The following is a 16,320-nucleotide window of genomic DNA, read 5'->3' as shown; positions in this document are numbered from 1 at the left end:
CTGCCCCTCGCTCCCAACGGTGCCGCCTTTTACAAGGCGCGCAATGCTGAAACGAGTTCCTGCGCGAACTTTCGTCGCTTGTACGGGTCCAGAAAACACCCCACCTGCACAGCGTGCGTTCCAGAGCGCACCACCACCAGCGCCGGGAACGATTCGCCCAGTTCGACCCGCACCCAGTGCGGATTGAATTCCTCGCGGGTCACCTCACCGGCGCTGGCCTTCTCGACCACCAACCTGCCCTCGCGGAGCGTGACGCGCTCGTAGTCTGTCGCGTGCTGTGCATAGGCGAGCAGGGCCACGCCCAGCCCGGCCAGTTCGAGCCCCGCAAAGGGCAGCACGAGCCAAGCCCCTCGCCACGCGAAGAACAAGGCGATGGCAAGGGAAATACTGACGATGGAGAGGTAAAACCAGCCGACCTGGCGTGGAGACAGCGAACAATTCCGCTTCATCAGCCAGTCGTTGTTCGGCACGGCATGGGCTCCGTTGGGACTATCACCGGGCCCGTCACGCGCCGTCTGGAGTGCGATACCGAGTTCCTGCATCGCCAACCACTCTGCATCGCTGCATCGGTTGCACGCCTGGAATTCTGCCGGCTTCACCGCACTGCTGCACTGCTTCGGTGCTAAAACGCCGATCTTCTGTGCCAGGGGACCACTGCGACAAACTGGCGCATTATAGGGCGCTTCGTCAACCGTAACAAGCCAAGTCCGGCGCGGCACGGCGCCCGCGCCACAGCGCGGCGGTGCACAGCGGCAGTGCAACGGCGCGAAGTACGCCGGGTCGCGGCAGTGTCGGAGGGGGCTTGATGCAAGGTCCCGCGCGACGTAGGCGCGCGGTCTTGCGCGAGATCTGCCGCGCGGCGGGCGCGCGGTCGGGGCGAGCCTGGCGCGAGGCTGGGGCGACTCAGCCGCGCGGGCGGCCGCGGCCGATGCGGTCGATCGGCACCACGGTACGGCCCTGTTCGTCGCGGGCCTGGCCGCCCTTGGGCGGCAGCTTCCACGCATGGCCGTAGACGATCTCGAAGGTCAGCGCGATCACGCCGTCGCGATTGCGGCGGCGCTCCAGCGCGGCAAGCAGCGCCTGGTGCCAGCGGCGGCCCTTCAGTCCGCGCACGCCCTGCGCACCGCCCGCGCCCGCGGGCCGGCGCAGGCCGCCGAAGGCATGCACGTCGCGCAGCAGCCGTTCGGGCGTCTCGTAAGTGACCGTCAGCGTTTCCATGTCCATCACCGGCGTCGACCAGCCGCTGTGGACCAGCATGTCGCCGATATCGTGCATGTCGACGAAGCGCAGCGTGTGCGGCTCGGCATCGACCTCGGCGAAGGCATCGCGCAGTTCGCGCAAGGTGTCCGGGCCGAACAGCGAGAACAGCGCCAGGCCGTCGGTCCGTGTCACGCGATGCCATTCGGGAAACACGCGATGCGGCTCGGGATGCCAGTGCAGCGCCAGGTTCGACCACAGCAGGTCGAAGGCGCCCTCGGCAAAGGGAAGCGTGGCAAGATCGCCCTGCACCAGGTCGAAGGTCGGCCGCTTGCCGAGCAGGCGGCCGAGCCAGCCGGGCTGGCGCTGCGGATCGCGCTGCGCCGCCTGCGCCAGCATCGCGCCCGAAATATCGAGCCCGGCGATCTGCGCGTCGGGATACTGCGCCCGCAGCGCGGCGAGGCCCTGGCCCTGGCCGCAGCCGATATCGAGCGCGCGCTCGGGCTGGATGCGGATCAGCTGCATGCGCTCCTGCATGCGCCGGCCGATCTCGCCGAGCAGGAAATCCAGCTGGGCGAAGCCGGGGCTGCGCCGGTCGAAGGCGAGCCGGGTCAGCCGCGCGGGCGGCAGATAGGTATCGGGGGAGTCGGCGTGAGGCGTGGACACGGAAGCGGCGGCAAGGACGAGGATCGGCACGGCGGCGCGCGGCGCGAAGGCGCGGCGGGTCCGCGCGGTGGCGCCGGGCCGACAGTATACGCGCGCCTCGCCCGGCTTGCCGGCGGCGCCCGCGAGCGGCTGGCGCGGTGGTGGCTGCCGTGTGCCTGCGTGCTGTGCGGACAGGTGCAGCCGGATGTCGTCTGCGCCGGCTGCGCGGACGACCTGCTGAAGCCGACGCCGCGCTGTCCGCGCTGCGCCCTGCCGCATCGGGCCGCCGGCCTCTGCAATATGTGCCGCTGCGCGCCGCCGCCCTTCGACGCCACCATCGCCCTGGGCGACTACGCGCCGCCGCGCGAGGCGCTGGTGCTGGCCCTGAAGTTCGGCGGCGTGCTGCCGCTGGCCAACTGGCTGGCGTGCGAACTGGCGTCGGCCTGGGCCGCCCGGCCCTCGCCGTCATCGAGCGATCCGGACGACAAGCCCTGCCTGGTCGTGCCGATTCCCTTGGCCCCGGCGCGGCTCGCCGAGCGCGGCTTCAATCAATCGTGGGAAATCGCCCGCAGCCTCGCGCCTCGACTCGGCGCGGCGGCCCGTGCCGATCTGCTGGTGCGGGCGCGCGACACCGCGCCGCAAACCGCGCTGGCGGCCTACCGCCGGCATCTCAATATCGCGGGCGCCTTCGCGCTGGCGCGCCATGCCGACGCCGACGACGTGCGCGGACGGCATGTCGCGCTGGTCGACGATGTGATGACCACCGGCGCCACGCTGGCCGAGGCGGCCGCCGTGCTCAAACGCCACGGCGCGGCGCGCGTCACCGCGCTGGTGGCGCTGCGCACGCCCGCGCCGCAGTGATGCCTGCCGTGATGCCTGCCGTGATGCCTGCCGTGATGCCTGCCGTGATGCCCGCCGTGATGCCCGCCGTGATGCCTGCCGTGATGCCTGCTGTAATGCCCCGCCGTGATACGCGCGATGGTCCCGCGGAGATGCACGCCGTGATGCCGCCGATGGAGCCCGCGATGGCACGTGGGATGACAGCGGCGCCGCGGCACGGTAAGCTGCGCGCGCCATGTTCCATGTCGTCCTAGTCGAACCCGAGATCCCGCCGAACACCGGCAACGTGATCCGCCTGTGCGCCAACACCGGCGCGCAACTGCACCTGGTCAAGCCGCTCGGCTTTCCGCTGGACGACGCGCGCATGCGCCGCGCCGGCCTCGACTACCACGAGTACGCCAGCATGAAGGTGCACGACAGCTGGGACGCCTTCCTCGCCGGCGAACGTCCCGATCCCGCGCGCATGTTTGCGCTGACCACGCACGGCTCGACGCCGTTCGGCCAGGTCGCCTTCGCCCCCGGGGACTGGTTCGTGTTCGGTTCGGAAACGCGCGGGCTGGCGCCAGAGCGCCGCGAATGGTTCGCGCCGTCGCAGCGCATCCGCCTGCCGATGCGCCCCAACAACCGCAGCCTGAATCTGTCGAACACCGTCGCCGTGGTGGTGTTCGAGGCCTGGCGCCAGCAGGGTTTTGCCGGCGGCGCCTGAACGCCTGTCGAACACCCTCGCCGTGGTGATGTCCGGGGCCTGGCGTCAGCAGGGTTTTGCCGGCGGCGCCTGAACGCCTGTCGAACACCGTCGCCGTGGTGGTGTCCGGGGCCTGGCGCCAGCAGGGTTTTGCCGGCGGCGCCTGAACGCCGAACGTTCGGCTATTCCGGCTGCACGCCGGCCGCGCGGATGACCTGGTCCCAGCGCGCCTTCTCGCTGGCCATGGTCTGGCGCAGCGAGGCCGGCGCGGTGCCGGCCGGCATGAAGTACTGCGCCCGCATCTGCGCGCGCACGCTGTCGCTGCCGATGATCTTCACCAGTTCGCGATAGAGCCGGTCGACGATGGGCGCCGGCGTGCCGGCCGGGGCCAGCACCGCCTGCCACGAGATCGCCTCGAAGCCCGGATAGCCGGATTCGGCCACGGGTGGCACCGACGGCAGCAGGCTGGTGCGACCGCTGGTCGTGACCGCGAGCACGCGCAGCCTGCCCGCATTGACCTGCGGCATCGCGATCGCCGGCACCATGAAGGCGGCCTGGATCTGCCCGGCGATCATCGCCGCCGCGATCTGCGGAAAGCCGGGATACGGGATGTGTTCGAGCGAGATTCCGGCCCGCGCCTTCAGCTGCTCCATCGCCAGATGCGCGGCGCTGCCGTTGCCGACCGAGCCGTAATTGAGCGCACCGGGCCGCTCGCGCGCCAGCGCGACGAACTCGCGCAGATCGCGCACGCCGGTGCGCGGGTCGACCACCAGCACGTTGGGCGAGGTCGCGACCAGCGTGATCGGCGCCAGCTGGCGCACCGGATCGTAGGGCAGATGGCGCGACAGCGTCGGCGCCGTGACCAGCGGACCGTTGATGGTGAACAGCAGCGTGTAGCCGTCCGGCGCGGCGCGGGCGACCTGCCCGGTGCCGATATTGCCGCCGGCGCCCGGCCGGTTCTCGATCACCACCGGCTGGCCCAGCGCCTGCGCCAGCGGGTCGGAAATCAAGCGCGCGATCAGGTCCGGGGACGATCCGGGCGGAAACGGCACCACCATGCGCAGCGGCCGCGCGGGCCAGTCCTTGCCGGCCGCCAACAGAGAGCGCGGCAGCGCCAGCGCCCCGCCGCAGGCGGCCAGCGCGCCCAGCCAATGCCGGCGTGATTTCAGGCGATCCGGTGCGGTCATTCGTCGCGCGCGTCGCGTTGCAGCAGCTGCGTGACCGCGTCGGCCACCGCCAAGCCCTCGAACAGCACCGCGCAAACCGCGCGCGTGATCGGCATCTCGACGCCATGCTGGTCCGCCAGTGCCGCCACGGCCTGCGCGCAGCGCACGCCCTCGGCGACGTGGCCCAGTTCGGCCAGCACCTGCTCCAGCGTCCGGCCGCCGGCCAGCTGCTGGCCGACCTTGCGGTTGCGCGACAGATCGCCGGTGGCGGTCAGGATCAGGTCGCCCATGCCGGCCAGGCCCATGAAGGTCTCGGCACGTCCGCCCAGCGCCAGCCCCAGCCGCGTCATCTCGGCAAGGCCGCGCGTGACCAGCGCGGCGCGGGCATTGAGCCCGAGGCCGAGCCCATCGCTGGCGCCGGTGGCGATCGCCAGCACGTTCTTGACCGCGCCGCCGACCTCGACGCCAACCAGATCGTCGCTGCCGTAGATCCGCATCGCGCGATGGTGGAAGGCGCGCTGCGCGAGTTCCGCGATCGCCGGCGCATTGCCGGCCACGGTCAGCGCGCACGGCAGCCCCAGCGCGACCTCGCGCGCGAAGCTCGGTCCCGTCAGCACGCCGTACTCGACCGGCACCGAGGCGCCGGCCGCCGCCAGTTCCTCGGCCACCATCTGATGCGGCATCGCGTGTGTGCCGGCCTCGAAGCCCTTGCACAGCCACAGCATGCGCAGCGGCACGCCGTGCGCGGAGGCCTCGGTGGCCAGGCGCCGCGTCATCTCGCGCAAACCCGACACCGGCGTGGCGACGATCACCAGCCCGTCAGGCGCGCACAGCGCGTGCGCGGCCGCACGGGCGAAATCGGCCTCGAAGCCGAGTCGCTCGGACAGCGGCACGCCCGGCAGATAGTCCGCATTGACGCCGGAGGCCGCCATCGCGGCGAGCTGGCCGGCGTCCCGGCCCCACAGCACGACCGCGTGCGCGGCGGCGGCATGGCTGGCCAGCGCGGTGCCCCAGGCGCCGGCTCCGAGAAAGGCGAGGTTCATGGTCGTGGCGTTGGTCGGTAGCGTTGGTCGTGGCGTTGGTCGATGGCGGTCGAGAGATCAGCCCGCTGCATGCCCGACGGTGGACGCGATGTCAGCGATGACAGCATCGCAGCGATGTCCGTGGTCATAGCGAAGTCAGCGGTCGCAGCGATGTCGGCGATGTCGGCGATGTCGGCTATGGCGTCGATGTCGGCGATGTCGGCTATGGCGTCGATGGCGTCGATGTCATCGATTGAAGCTATAGACGCAAAAAGGCGGAACGGGGCCGCAGCCCCGTTCCGCCGGCAGATATTTCGACGATCAGTGACGTGCCTGCGTGCCATCGGGCATCACGATGCCGGCGCCGCCGCCTTCCGCCTGTGCCTGCTCCATCGCCGCCTGCAGGCGCTGCTCGTACAGCGCCTGGAAGTTGATTTCCGACAGATGGATGGCCTGGAAGCCCGCGCGGGTGATCACGTCGGCGATATTGCTGCGCAGGTACGGATACAGGATGGTCGGGCAGGCGATGCCCAGCAGCGGATCGAGCTGTTCGTCCGGCACGTTGCGGATATCGAAGATGCCGGCCTGATGGGCCTCGACCAGGAAGGCGACCTTGTCCTGCACCTTGGTGGTGACCGTGCCGGTCACGACGACCTCGAAGATGCCGTCCGTCAGCTGCGAGGCGCCGACGTTGACCTGCACTTCGACCGAAGGCGCTTCGGTTTCGAGGAAGATCTGCGGCGAATTCGGCTGCTCCAGCGACATGTCCTTCAGGTAGACGCGCTGGATATTGAAGTACGGTTGATCGTCCTGCTGCTGATTGGTTTGCTGGTCGCTCATGGATGGCTGCCCGAATGGCGGGAATGAAACGTGGCGGGAAGGGGACGGGCTGCGGACGGCCGCGCGCCAGGCGGCGGCCAACCGCGTGGTCCGGTTGGAAAACGCATATGGTACATGACGCGGATGACGAATTCATCCGCGCGGGGGGCGGATCAGGCAGCCAGCAGCGGCGCCAGGCCCCCTTGGCGATCGAGCGCGGACAGATCGTCGAAGCCGCCGACGTGGCGGTCGTCGATATAGATCTGCGGCACGGTGCGGCGACCGGTGCGGCTCATCATTTCCTCGCGCTTGCCGGGCTCGCGGTCGATCATGATCTTCTCGATCGTCTCGACCCCCTTCGAGCGCAGCAGGCGCTCGGCCATCTGGCAATACGGACACACCATCGTGCTGTACATGACGACGCGGGCCATGCGCTTATCTCCTTGCATCTTGCGGTTCGGACCGGCGCCGCCGCTGCGGTGGCAGCGGCGGCCGGTCGACTTCCGGACTGTACCAGCGTCGGGCGGGGCCTGCTGACGGCCCGCCCGAGCACGGCATCGGCCCGGCTGGGGACTTACTTGACCAGCGGCAGACCGGCCTGCTGCCAGGCGGCCACGCCGCCTTCCAGGGAATAGACCTCGCCGAAGCCGGCCTGCTTCAGTGCCGCGTGCGCCTTGGACGAACGCTGGCCGGTCTGGCATACGACGATGATGGGGGCGGACTTGTCCTTCGCAAGGCTGGCCGCGCGATTGGCCAGCTCGGCCAGCGGCGCGCTCCTGGCCTGCGGCAGGTGGCCCTTGGCATATTCGGCCGGTTCGCGGATATCGACCACGACGGCGCCGCGCTTGTTGATCAGCTGCGTCGCCGTGGTCGCATTGACCGTCTTGCCGCCCGCGCTGCGCGAAATGGTGGGCCAGGCCAGCAGGCCGCCCGACACCACCGCGAGGGCGATCAGGGCAAGGTTGTTGTAGTCGGCGAAGAAATTCACGTTGGGTTTCCGGTGGGTTGTGTCGGCGGCATTATAAAATAGCCGGTTTCGCGCCCAGGCCCTGTCCGTTGGGCCGGTTCGCGTGGCGTTCACCGCGGCCGGCAAGTGGCCCGCGAGCGGCGCGCGCAGCATTCTCACTCTTTGGAAGCAGCATGTACAAACTCGTTCTCATCCGCCACGGCGAATCGACCTGGAATCTGGAAAACCGCTTCACCGGCTGGGTCGACGTGGACCTGACCGAAACCGGCGCGCAGCAGGCCCGCCAGGCCGGCCAACTGCTGAAGGACGCCGGCTTCGCCTTCGACGTGGCCTATACCTCGGTGCTCAAGCGCGCGATCCGCACGCTGTGGCATGTGCAGGACGAGATGGACCTGATGTGGATCCCGGTGCGCAACGAATGGCGCCTCAACGAGCGCCACTACGGTGCGCTGGCGGGCCTGAACAAGGCCGAGACGGCCGCCAGGTTCGGCGACGAGCAGGTGCTGGTCTGGCGCCGCAGCTACGACACCCCGCCCCCCGCGCTCGAGCCGACTGATCCGCGCGCCTCGTATGACGATCCGCGCTATGCCAACGTGCCGCGCGAACTGATTCCGCTGACCGAATGCCTGAAGGACACGGTCGCCCGCGTGCTGCCGCTCTGGAACGAATCGATCGCACCGGACATCAAAGCCGGAAAGCGCGTGGTGATCGCGGCCCATGGCAACAGCATCCGCGCGCTGGTGAAGTACCTCGACCAGATTTCCGATGACGATATCGTGGGCCTCAATATCCCGAACGGCACGCCGCTCGTGTACGAACTCGACGCCGAACTGCGGCCGATCCGGCATTACTACCTGGGCGACCAGGAAGCGATCGCCGCCTCGCTGGCCGCTGTCGCCAGCCAGGGCAAGGCCCGCTGAGCCGGACCCGCCAGCCTTGACGCATCAAGGCCTGCGCCGCATCGCGGCGCGGCCTTTTTTTCCGCCCGCTCTTATACTGTCGGTCAGACCGGACCGGCAGCGCCCCTTGCGCCACGCCGCAACCGGCGCAATCCACGGCGCCCTGGCCGGCGCCAATCAACGTTCAGGCAGCCCACATGCGTAAGACGCTCAAGAACATCAGCCTTGTCTCCGCGGGACTTGTTGCCGGCGTGCTCGCCACGCTGCAGCTGTCCGCGACCGCGCAGAACTCCTCGGGGCCGCTGCCCCTGGAGCAGTTGCGGCTGATGGCGGACATATTCGGGCAGATCAAGCGCGAGTACGTCGAGCCGGTCGACGACAAGAAGCTGCTGACCGAAGCCATCAAGGGCATGGTCGCCAGCCTCGACCCGCATTCGTCGTATCTGGACGCCAAGGACTTCAAGGAACTGCAGGAAGGCACGCGCGGCCGTTTCGCGGGCCTGGGCATCGAGATCTCGCAGGAAGAGGGCCTGGTCAAGGTCATCAACCCGATCGAGGACACGCCCGCCTTCCGCGCCGGAATCCAGCCCGGCGACCTGATCACCCGCATCGACGACAAGCCGGTGCGCGGCCTGCCGCTGGAACAGGCGGTCAAGCGCATGCGCGGCGAGCCGGGCACCAAGGTCACGCTGACGATCTACCGCAAGAGCGAGGAACGCACCTTCCCGGTGTCGATCACGCGCGCCGAGATCCGCGTGCAGTCGGTCAAGGCCAAGATGGTCGATCCGGCCATCGGCTGGGTCCGCCTGACCAGCTTCCAGGAACGCACCGTGGCCGACCTGGGCCGGCGCCTGGCCGAGCTGGCGCAGAAGAATCCGAACATGAAGGGCCTGGTGCTGGACCTGCGCAACAACGGCGGCGGCGTGCTGCAGGGCGCGGTCGGCGTGTCCGCGGCCTTCCTGCCCGAGGACGTGACCGTGGTCTCGACCAACGGCCAGGTGCCCGACGCCAAGCGGGTCTACAAGACCAACTTCAACAACTACCGGCTGTCGTCGGTCGAGGACGATCCGCTGAAGGATCTGCCGCCGCTGTTCAAGAAGATCCCGATGGTGGTGCTGACCAACGCCTATTCGGCGTCGGCCTCGGAAATCGTCGCGGGCGCGCTGCAGGACCACAAGCGCGCGCTGATCATGGGCAAGACCACATTCGGCAAGGGCTCGGTGCAGACCGTGCGGCCGCTGACGAACGACACCGGCATCAAGCTGACCATCGCGTACTACTACACGCCGTCGGGCAAGTCGATCCAGGCCAAGGGCATCCGTCCGGACATCCCGGTCGACCAGAATCCGGAAGGCGATCCGGACGACGCGCTGATCACGCGCGAGATCGACACCGAGCGCCATCTGCACAACAAGCAGGAATCGGAAGAAGCCGAGATGACCGAGCGCGAGCAGCGCCGCGTCGAGGAACTGCGACGGCTCGAGGAAGAGAACGCGAAGAAGTCGCCGGAGGAGCGCGAGAAGGAACGGCGCAAGAAGCCGATCGAGTTCGGCACCGCCGAGGACTTCATGCTGCAGCAGGCGATCCACCAGCTCAAGGGCGAGCCGATCAAGCGCTCGCGCTCCAAGCTCGAGGCGACGCCGGTGTCCGACAGCAAGGTGCCGAAGGGCCCGGTCAAGGCCGATCCGTCCAAGCGCGCACCCGCTCCGGACGCCAAGCCCGCCGCGCCCGAAGTGAAGCCGGACAGCAAGCCGCCGGCCAGCGCGCCGATGGGCAAGCCGCTCGGCACGCCGACCGGCAAGGCGCCCTGACCACGTTCGTGAACGAAGCCTGAACGCGTAGACCGACGCATCGCGGCGGGACCCCGTTCCCGCCGCCCGCCCGATGAACGACGACCAACTGCTGCGCTACTCGCGGCACATCCTGCTCGATGAGCTGGGCATCGAAGGCCAGGGCCGGCTGCTGGCCGGCCGCGCGCTGGTGATCGGCGCCGGCGGCCTGGGCGCCGCGGCGCTGCCCTATCTGGCCTCGGCCGGCGTCGGCACCATCGTCGTGGTCGACAACGACGACGTCGACCTGACCAATCTGCAACGCCAGATCCTGCACACCACCGCCAATGTCGGCCGGCCCAAGGTCGAGTCGGCGCGCGAAGGCATGCTGCGGATCAATCCCGAGATCGATGTGCGGCTGGTGCCGGCGCGCGTCGGCGACAGCGAACTGGATGTGCTGGTGCGCGACGCCGACGTGGTGCTGGACTGCTGCGACAACTTCGCCACGCGCCATGCGGTCAACCGCGCCTGCGTCGCGCATCGGGTGCCGCTGGTCTCGGGCGCGGCGCTGCGCTTCGACGGGCAAATCAGCGTGTTCGATCGCCGGCGCGACGATGCACCGTGCTACGCCTGCCTGTTTCCGCCGTCGGAGAACGCGCCGGAGGCCGCCTGCGCGACCATGGGCGTGTTCGCGCCGCTGGTCGGCATGGTCGGCACCGTGCAGGCCGCCGAGGCGCTGAAGCTGATCGCCGGCGTGGGCGAGACGCTGGCCGGACGACTGCTGATGGTGGATGCGTTCCGCATGGAATGGACCACGATGGCGCTGGCGCGCACGCCCGATTGCGAGGTTTGCGGCGGGCATTGAAGGCGCCGCGGTCCCGCTCTCTCCCCTACTCCTCTTCCGCCCGCGGAAGGGAAAAGCCCACCGCCCGGCCGGCGCCGTTGTTCAGCGAGCGATCTGCCGCTGTACGGTCGCCTGATTGCGCAGATATTCGCGCACTGCCTGCCGATCGCCGCGGAACACGATGCGGCTCTCCCTCGCCTCGCGCTGGTAGTCGTACATCGGGTCGTAGTAATGGCGCAGCAGCACCGCGATCCAGACGCGGTGCTCGTCGACCTCGCCGCTCTGCGCCTGGCGTTGCAGCGCATGGGCGAGCAGCGCGGCCAGGCGCTCGTAGCGCTGGCCGCCGAGCCGGCGCGAGATGCCGGCCAGCGCGTCGCGCATCCGTTCCGAGAAGGCGTCGAAGCCCTTGTCCGGCCCATGCGCGGCGACATATTCGGCCGCCAGATCGACCACATAATCGTGCAGCACGCGTTCGACGCGCGCCTCGAACGGTTCGTCCAGCCACACGAGCGGACTCGCCTGCATGCGGGCGTACAGGCGCGGCGGCACGTCGCGGCTGCCGATGAAGCGGCCCTCGTCTTCCACCACCAGCGTGCCGGCGCCGGCCGCGCGCCGCCGCAGCAGATCGATCGCCAGCCCGTTCTCGAAGTTGATCTGCGTCGGCTGCGGACGTGCGCGCCGGCCGAAGCTGGAGCCCCGATGCGCGGCATGGCCTTCGAGATCGACCCCGCTGTCGAGCTCGGCCAGCAGCGCGGTCTTGCCGCTGCCCGTCAGGCCGCCGAGCACCAGCCAGTCGCATTCCGTGACGGCGGCGTCCAGCGATTCGATCAGGAACGTCCGCATCGCCTTGTAGCCGCCGGTGACGCGCGGATAGTCGATGCCGGCCTCGCGCAGCCATTGCTGCGAGATCTGCGAGCGCAGGCCGCCGCGGAAGCAGTACAGATAGCCGTCGGGATGGCGCCGTGCGAATTCGGCCCAGGCCGCCACCCGCATCGCCTTGCGCTCGCCGCTGACCAGCGCATGGCCGAGCGCGATCGCCGCCTGCTGGCCTTCCTCCTTGTAGCGGCAGCCGACCTGGTGGCGTTCGTCGTCGTCCATCAACGGCAGATTGACCGCGCCCGGGAAGGCGCCGCGCGCGAACTCGGCCGGCGCGCGCACGTCCAGCATCGGCACGCCGGACAGCAGCAGCGCCCGATAGTCGGCGCTGTCCGGCCTTGCCGTGAGCGATGACCCGGGCATGCGGTCCATCAACACACCACCACGGCGTGATCGGCGCGCTCGGTCATTTCCCCGATGCATTCGAGCGCGAGGCCGCATTCGGCCGCCACGGCGAGGAATTCCTGTTCGCCCGCGGGCTCGACCGCGACCAGCAGCCCCCCGCTGGTCTGCGGATCGCACAGCACCGCGCGCCGTGCCGCGTCCATTTCGCCGTCGGCACAGGCGATCCGGTGTCCGTAGCTGGCGAAGTTGCGCTGGGTGCCGCCGGGCACGCAGCCGGCGGCGACGTACTCGCGCACGCCCGGCAGCAACGGCACCGCAGCGTGGTCCAGCCGCGCGGTCAGCCCGCTGCCGTCGGCCATTTCGACCAGATGGCCGAGCAGGCCGAAGCCGGTCACGTCGGTCATCGCGCGCACCGCCTCGAGCCGGCCGAAGCGGCTGCCGGGACGGTTCAGCCGGCACATCCAGTCGGTCGCCAGGCGGCTGTGTTCGTCGCGCAGCTTGCCCTGCTTGCCGGCGGTGGTCAGCACGCCGATGCCCAGCGGCTTGGTCAGATACAGCCGGCAGCCGGCGCGCGCGGTGTCGTTGCGCTTCAGATGCGCGCGCTCGACCATGCCGGTCACGGCCAGGCCGAAGATCGGCTCGGGCGCATCGATCGAATGCCCGCCGGCCAGTGCGATGCCGGCCTCGTCGCAGGCGCGCCGCCCGCCGGCCACCACTTCGCGCGCGACCTCGGGCGGCAGCACATTGACCGGCCAGCCCAGGATCGCGATGGCGAGCAGCGGATCGCCGCCCATCGCATAGACGTCGCTGATCGCATTGGTGGCCGCGATGCGGCCGAAGTCGAACGGATCGTCGACCACCGGCATGAAGAAGTCGGTGGTCGAGACCAGCGCGCGGCCGTCGTCGCTGCCGTCGATCGCGTAGACCGCCGCGTCATCGCGCGAGGCGTTGCCAACCCACAGCCGCGGGTCCAGGTGCTGCGGCCCGCTGCCGGCCAGGATCACGTCGAGCACCTGCGGCGAAATCTTGCAGCCGCAGCCGGCGCCGTGGCTGTATTGCGTCAATCGGATGGGTTCCGGCATGGGCAGTGTCCTCGCTGGGAGATCGGACCGCGGAGGTGGCGGCAGCGCTGGAGATCGGAGTCGGGATGGAGCCGACCGGTAGATGGGACCGGAGATGAGAAACCGAATGGGAATGAGAGGGATTCAAGCTGCGAAGCGCGCGGCGGCGGGCGGCTCGGTGAGGCGCCGCTGACGACCGCCTGGCCCGGAAACTGGCGTTGCGGGGCCTTGCGGGTCCTGCCGCGGCCGGGCTTTACTGCTCGCCCGGCTCCATCTGCGATTGCAGATAGTTCTGCAGGCCGACCTTGTCGATCAGGTCCAGCTGCGTTTCCAGATACTCGATGTGCTCTTCGGTATCGGTCAGGATGTCGACCAGAATCTCGCGGCTGACATAGTCGCCGACCGATTCACAGTAGGCGATGCCTTCCTTGACCGTCACGTGAGCGGTCTGCTCCAGCTTCAGGTCGCACTTGAGCATCTCGGGCGTGTCTTCGCCGATCAGCAGCTTGTGCAGGTCCTGCAGGTTGGGCAGTCCGTCTAGCATCAGAATGCGTTCGATCAGCCGGTCGGCATGCTTCATTTCGCCGATCGATTCCTTGTACTCCACGTCGCCGAGCTTCTTGAGGCCCCAGTGGCGATACATACGGGCGTGCAGGAAATACTGGTTGACCGCGGTCAGCTCGTTGGTGAGCTGCGCATTCAGATACTGGATGACCTTCTTGTCACCTTTCATCGGGGGCTCCTGTTGCTACGGGCCCGCAAAAACGCGACGCGGCGCTGGTTGCGCCGCGTGCAGTCAGAGGAAAACGACGAAGACACGCGCCGATCGCCGGTCTGCGATCGGGAGGCGTGTTCAGGCAACCAGCTCGGTTTGCTGGTCGTTCGCGACTGCCGGGTCCCGTGTGTCCATTATGGCACGCGGTCCCGACGAGGAACAGGAGGAAAACCGGACGACGTGAACGGTCTGGGCCGTCACCGTGGTGGACGCGCCGTGGCAGGACGCTGCAACGCCCTCGGCGAGAACCTGCTGCGCGCAATCGCGGCAGCGGCCGCAGCAAGTGCCGACGCCGAGCGTTTCGGCCAGCTCGTCGAGCGTGGACACGCCCAGCTGGACGGCGCCATGGATCTCGCGATCGGTTACCTGGTTGCAGATGCAGACGTACACAAAGCCTCCTTGGGGCAGCGCGGACACCGGCATGTCCTGACTGTTGGAGGCAGAATAACAGAGATCAAAAATGATAACAATTCCCATTAAGAAACAGAAACATCATAGGGGAATTGGAATCACTTCCTTCCAAATCAAGGGCTTAGGCCGTCACGTGGCGGCTCGCCACGCGGTCCACGAAGCACTTATGGAGCACAAGGAAGGGCCGCTATAACCCCGCGAGTTTCAGGGTTGTGACAGTCGCGCCAGCGCGGCGGCGGCCTCTTCCGGCTCGTAGGCGCACAGCACCTGTTCGACCAGGCCCTCCAGCCGGGTGCAGTCCGCATGCAGGATCTCCTGCTTGACGCGCAGCAGCTGGGCGGGGTGCATCGAGAACTCGCGCAGGCCCATGCCGAGCAGCAGCCGGGTCATCGCCGGGTCGCCCGCCATCTCGCCGCAGACGGCGACCGGCACGCCGGCGTGATTTGCCTCGCGGATGGTGCGCGCGATCAGTTGCAGCACCGCGGGATGCAGCGGGTCGTACAGATGCGCGACGGCGTTGTCGGCGCGGTCGATCGCCAGCGTGTACTGGATCAGGTCGTTGGTGCCGATCGACAGGAAGTCCATGCGCCGCAGGAACAGCGGCAGCAGCAGCACCGCGGCCGGGATCTCGATCATCGCGCCGACCTTCAGGTTGGGATCGTAGGCGACCCCGCGCTGATCGAGCTCGTGCTTGGCGCGCGCCACCAGTTCCAGCGTCTGGTCGATCTCGCGCGCATGCGCCAGCATCGGGAACAGCAGCCGCACCGGCCCGAAGGCCGAGGCGCGCAGCAGCGCGCGCAGCTGGGTCAGGAACATCGCCGGCTCGGACAGCGACCAGCGGATCGCGCGCAAGCCCAGCGCGGGATTGAGCGCGGTCTCGTATTCCTCGGCACGGCCGTCGCGCCCGTCGCGGAAATCCAGCAGCGGCTTGTCGGCGCCGATGTCGATGGTGCGGATGGTGACCGGCAGCCCGCGCATCGCCTCGACCGCGCGGCGGTAGGCCTCGAACTGTTCGTCCTCGCCGGGCAGTTCGCCGCGCCGGTTCATGAACAGGAATTCGGAGCGGAACAGGCCCACGCCGACCGCGCCGGCGGCCAGCGCGGCGGACGCGTCCTCGGCCATCTCGATATTGGCCAGCAGATCGATCTCGATGCCGTCCAGCGTCACCGCGGGCGTATGCCGCAGCCGCTGCAGCCGCTTGTTCTCGAGCGCCCGCTCGCTCTGCCGATGACGGTATTCCTCGAGGATGATCGGCGTCGGGTCGACGATCACCAGCCCGGCATCGCCGTCGATGATGATCCAGTCATCCTGGCGGATCAGCTCGCTCGCGTTCTGCACGCCGACCGCGGCCGGAATGTCGAGGCTGCGCGCGACGATCGCGGTATGCGAGGTGCGCCCGCCCAGGTCGGTGACGAAGCCGTGGAACACGGTATGGCGGAACTGCAGCATGTCGGCCGGCGAGATGTCGTGGGCGACCACGATCACGCCGGGGGTGGGCTGGCCGTCGGCCGCCACCGCGGGCACCGGCGCCGGCGTCAGCACCGGCGCGCCGGCCAGCACCTTCAGGATCCGTTCGACCACCTGCTCGATATCGGCCTTGCGCTCGCGCAGGTATTCGTCCTCGATCTCGTCGAACTGGCGCATCAGGTCCTCGAGCCGCGTCGTCAGCGCCCATTCGGCGTTGTAGCGGCGCTCGCGGATCAGCCTTTCGGCCTCGCGCGACAGCATCTCGTCGTCGAGGATCATCGCGTGCACGTCGAGGAAGGCGCCCATCTCCTCCGGCGCATCGCGCGGCAGGTCGCGCTTGAGCGCCGCCAGTTCGGCCCGCACCGCGGTCCGCGCGTTGCGCAGCCGCAGCACCTCGTCCTCGAGCCGGTCTTCGTCGACCAGGTAATGGGACACGTCGAGCGCGGCCGGCGCCAGCAGGTGGGCGCGCCCGATCGCAACGCCGCGCGAGACTGGGATGCCGTGCAGGGCGAATGGCATGAACCGCTCCGTT

Annotated in this window: 18 protein-coding genes; 5 read left to right on the top strand and 13 right to left on the bottom strand. The window is 69.0% G+C overall.

The genetic code is table 11. The features are described from left to right. Positions 1 to 29: 29 nt before the first annotated feature. Both K7G19_RS16320 and K7G19_RS16315 read right to left on the bottom strand, forming a co-directional pair. Positions 30 to 542 (bottom strand): DUF2244 domain-containing protein, encoded by a 513-nt coding sequence (locus tag K7G19_RS16320; RefSeq protein WP_226108193.1) that lies wholly within the window; start codon positions 540 to 542, stop codon positions 30 to 32. A 361-nt stretch (positions 543 to 903) separates the two neighbouring features. Next, complete coding sequence (locus tag K7G19_RS16315; protein WP_187829126.1) at positions 904 to 1,863, bottom strand: methyltransferase domain-containing protein; 960 nt, start codon at positions 1,861 to 1,863, stop codon at positions 904 to 906. A gap of 144 nt (positions 1,864 to 2,007) precedes the next feature. Here K7G19_RS16315 and K7G19_RS16310 point away from each other — a divergent pair, with 144 nt between their 5' ends. Continuing rightward, a complete protein-coding gene (locus K7G19_RS16310; protein WP_226108192.1) occupies positions 2,008 to 2,703 on the top strand; it encodes a ComF family protein in 696 nt (231 codons plus the stop codon). A 214-nt stretch (positions 2,704 to 2,917) separates the two neighbouring features. Further along, a complete protein-coding gene (gene trmL, locus K7G19_RS16305; protein ID WP_149317139.1) occupies positions 2,918 to 3,388 on the top strand; it encodes a tRNA (uridine(34)/cytosine(34)/5-carboxymethylaminomethyluridine(34)-2'-O)-methyltransferase TrmL in 471 nt (156 codons plus the stop codon). A gap of 161 nt (positions 3,389 to 3,549) precedes the next feature. On the opposite strand, the gene K7G19_RS16300 is transcribed toward trmL, so the two are convergent. The 6 genes from K7G19_RS16300 to K7G19_RS16275 all read right to left on the bottom strand — a co-directional run bounded on the left by K7G19_RS16300 (position 3,550) and on the right by K7G19_RS16275 (position 7,362). Continuing rightward, positions 3,550 to 4,554, bottom strand: coding sequence for a Bug family tripartite tricarboxylate transporter substrate binding protein (locus K7G19_RS16300; protein ID WP_370639555.1), 1,005 nt, complete (start codon positions 4,552 to 4,554; stop codon positions 3,550 to 3,552). Further along, a complete protein-coding gene (locus K7G19_RS16295; RefSeq protein ID WP_226108135.1) occupies positions 4,551 to 5,576 on the bottom strand; it encodes an NAD(P)H-dependent glycerol-3-phosphate dehydrogenase in 1,026 nt (341 codons plus the stop codon). Before K7G19_RS16295 ends, K7G19_RS16300 begins: the two co-directional genes overlap by 4 nt. After that, the gene (locus K7G19_RS16290; protein WP_226108133.1) at positions 5,573 to 5,899 is read right to left on the bottom strand and encodes a hypothetical protein; all 327 of its coding nucleotides are present in this window, start codon (positions 5,897 to 5,899) and stop codon (positions 5,573 to 5,575) included. Before K7G19_RS16290 ends, K7G19_RS16295 begins: the two co-directional genes overlap by 4 nt. Beyond that, a complete protein-coding gene (gene secB, locus K7G19_RS16285; protein ID WP_149317143.1) occupies positions 5,877 to 6,395 on the bottom strand; it encodes a protein-export chaperone SecB in 519 nt (172 codons plus the stop codon). The genes K7G19_RS16290 and secB overlap by 23 nt, the downstream gene beginning before the upstream one ends. Positions 6,396 to 6,547: 152 nt before the next feature. Next, positions 6,548 to 6,805 carry a glutaredoxin 3 gene (grxC, locus tag K7G19_RS16280; RefSeq protein ID WP_006579210.1) on the bottom strand — a complete coding sequence of 86 codons (258 nt, stop codon included), beginning with the start codon at positions 6,803 to 6,805 and terminating at the stop codon, positions 6,548 to 6,550. 143 nt (positions 6,806 to 6,948) lie between these two features. Then, complete coding sequence (locus K7G19_RS16275) at positions 6,949 to 7,362, bottom strand: rhodanese-like domain-containing protein (protein WP_149317586.1); 414 nt, start codon at positions 7,360 to 7,362, stop codon at positions 6,949 to 6,951. Positions 7,363 to 7,514: 152 nt separating this feature from the next. Between K7G19_RS16275 and gpmA the strand changes: the two genes are divergently transcribed. From gpmA to K7G19_RS16260, 3 genes are all read left to right on the top strand, one after another. After that, positions 7,515 to 8,261 (top strand): 2,3-diphosphoglycerate-dependent phosphoglycerate mutase, encoded by a 747-nt coding sequence (gene gpmA, locus K7G19_RS16270; protein ID WP_226108131.1) that lies wholly within the window; start codon positions 7,515 to 7,517, stop codon positions 8,259 to 8,261. A gap of 176 nt (positions 8,262 to 8,437) precedes the next feature. After that, positions 8,438 to 10,051, top strand: coding sequence for a S41 family peptidase (locus K7G19_RS16265; protein ID WP_150083649.1), 1,614 nt, complete (start codon positions 8,438 to 8,440; stop codon positions 10,049 to 10,051). A 73-nt stretch (positions 10,052 to 10,124) separates the two neighbouring features. Next, a complete protein-coding gene (locus K7G19_RS16260) occupies positions 10,125 to 10,874 on the top strand; it encodes a molybdopterin-synthase adenylyltransferase MoeB (RefSeq protein WP_150083650.1) in 750 nt (249 codons plus the stop codon). Between the two features lie 81 nt (positions 10,875 to 10,955). On the opposite strand, the gene mnmH is transcribed toward K7G19_RS16260, so the two are convergent. From mnmH to ptsP, 5 genes are all read right to left on the bottom strand, one after another. Continuing rightward, complete coding sequence (gene mnmH / locus K7G19_RS16255; protein ID WP_226108129.1) at positions 10,956 to 12,101, bottom strand: tRNA 2-selenouridine(34) synthase MnmH; 1,146 nt, start codon at positions 12,099 to 12,101, stop codon at positions 10,956 to 10,958. Further along, positions 12,101 to 13,156 carry a selenide, water dikinase SelD gene (gene selD / locus K7G19_RS16250; RefSeq protein ID WP_226108128.1) on the bottom strand — a complete coding sequence of 352 codons (1,056 nt, stop codon included), beginning with the start codon at positions 13,154 to 13,156 and terminating at the stop codon, positions 12,101 to 12,103. Before selD ends, mnmH begins: the two co-directional genes overlap by 1 nt. Before the next feature lie 232 nt (positions 13,157 to 13,388). Further along, positions 13,389 to 13,868 carry a bacterioferritin gene (bfr, locus tag K7G19_RS16245; protein WP_053821000.1) on the bottom strand — a complete coding sequence of 160 codons (480 nt, stop codon included), beginning with the start codon at positions 13,866 to 13,868 and terminating at the stop codon, positions 13,389 to 13,391. A 120-nt stretch (positions 13,869 to 13,988) separates the two neighbouring features. Continuing rightward, positions 13,989 to 14,333 carry a bacterioferritin-associated ferredoxin gene (locus K7G19_RS16240; RefSeq protein WP_255650797.1) on the bottom strand — a complete coding sequence of 115 codons (345 nt, stop codon included), beginning with the start codon at positions 14,331 to 14,333 and terminating at the stop codon, positions 13,989 to 13,991. A gap of 192 nt (positions 14,334 to 14,525) precedes the next feature. Continuing rightward, positions 14,526 to 16,307 (bottom strand): phosphoenolpyruvate--protein phosphotransferase, encoded by a 1,782-nt coding sequence (gene ptsP / locus K7G19_RS16235; protein ID WP_149317149.1) that lies wholly within the window; start codon positions 16,305 to 16,307, stop codon positions 14,526 to 14,528. Positions 16,308 to 16,320 lie beyond the last annotated feature (13 nt).

The organism is Cupriavidus sp. DB3 (assembly GCF_020418465.1).
Classification (GTDB): domain Bacteria; phylum Pseudomonadota; class Gammaproteobacteria; order Burkholderiales; family Burkholderiaceae; genus Cupriavidus; species Cupriavidus cauae.
Note: the sequence above shows the minus strand (reverse complement) of the source record. Positions and strands in the feature narration are given on the sequence as shown.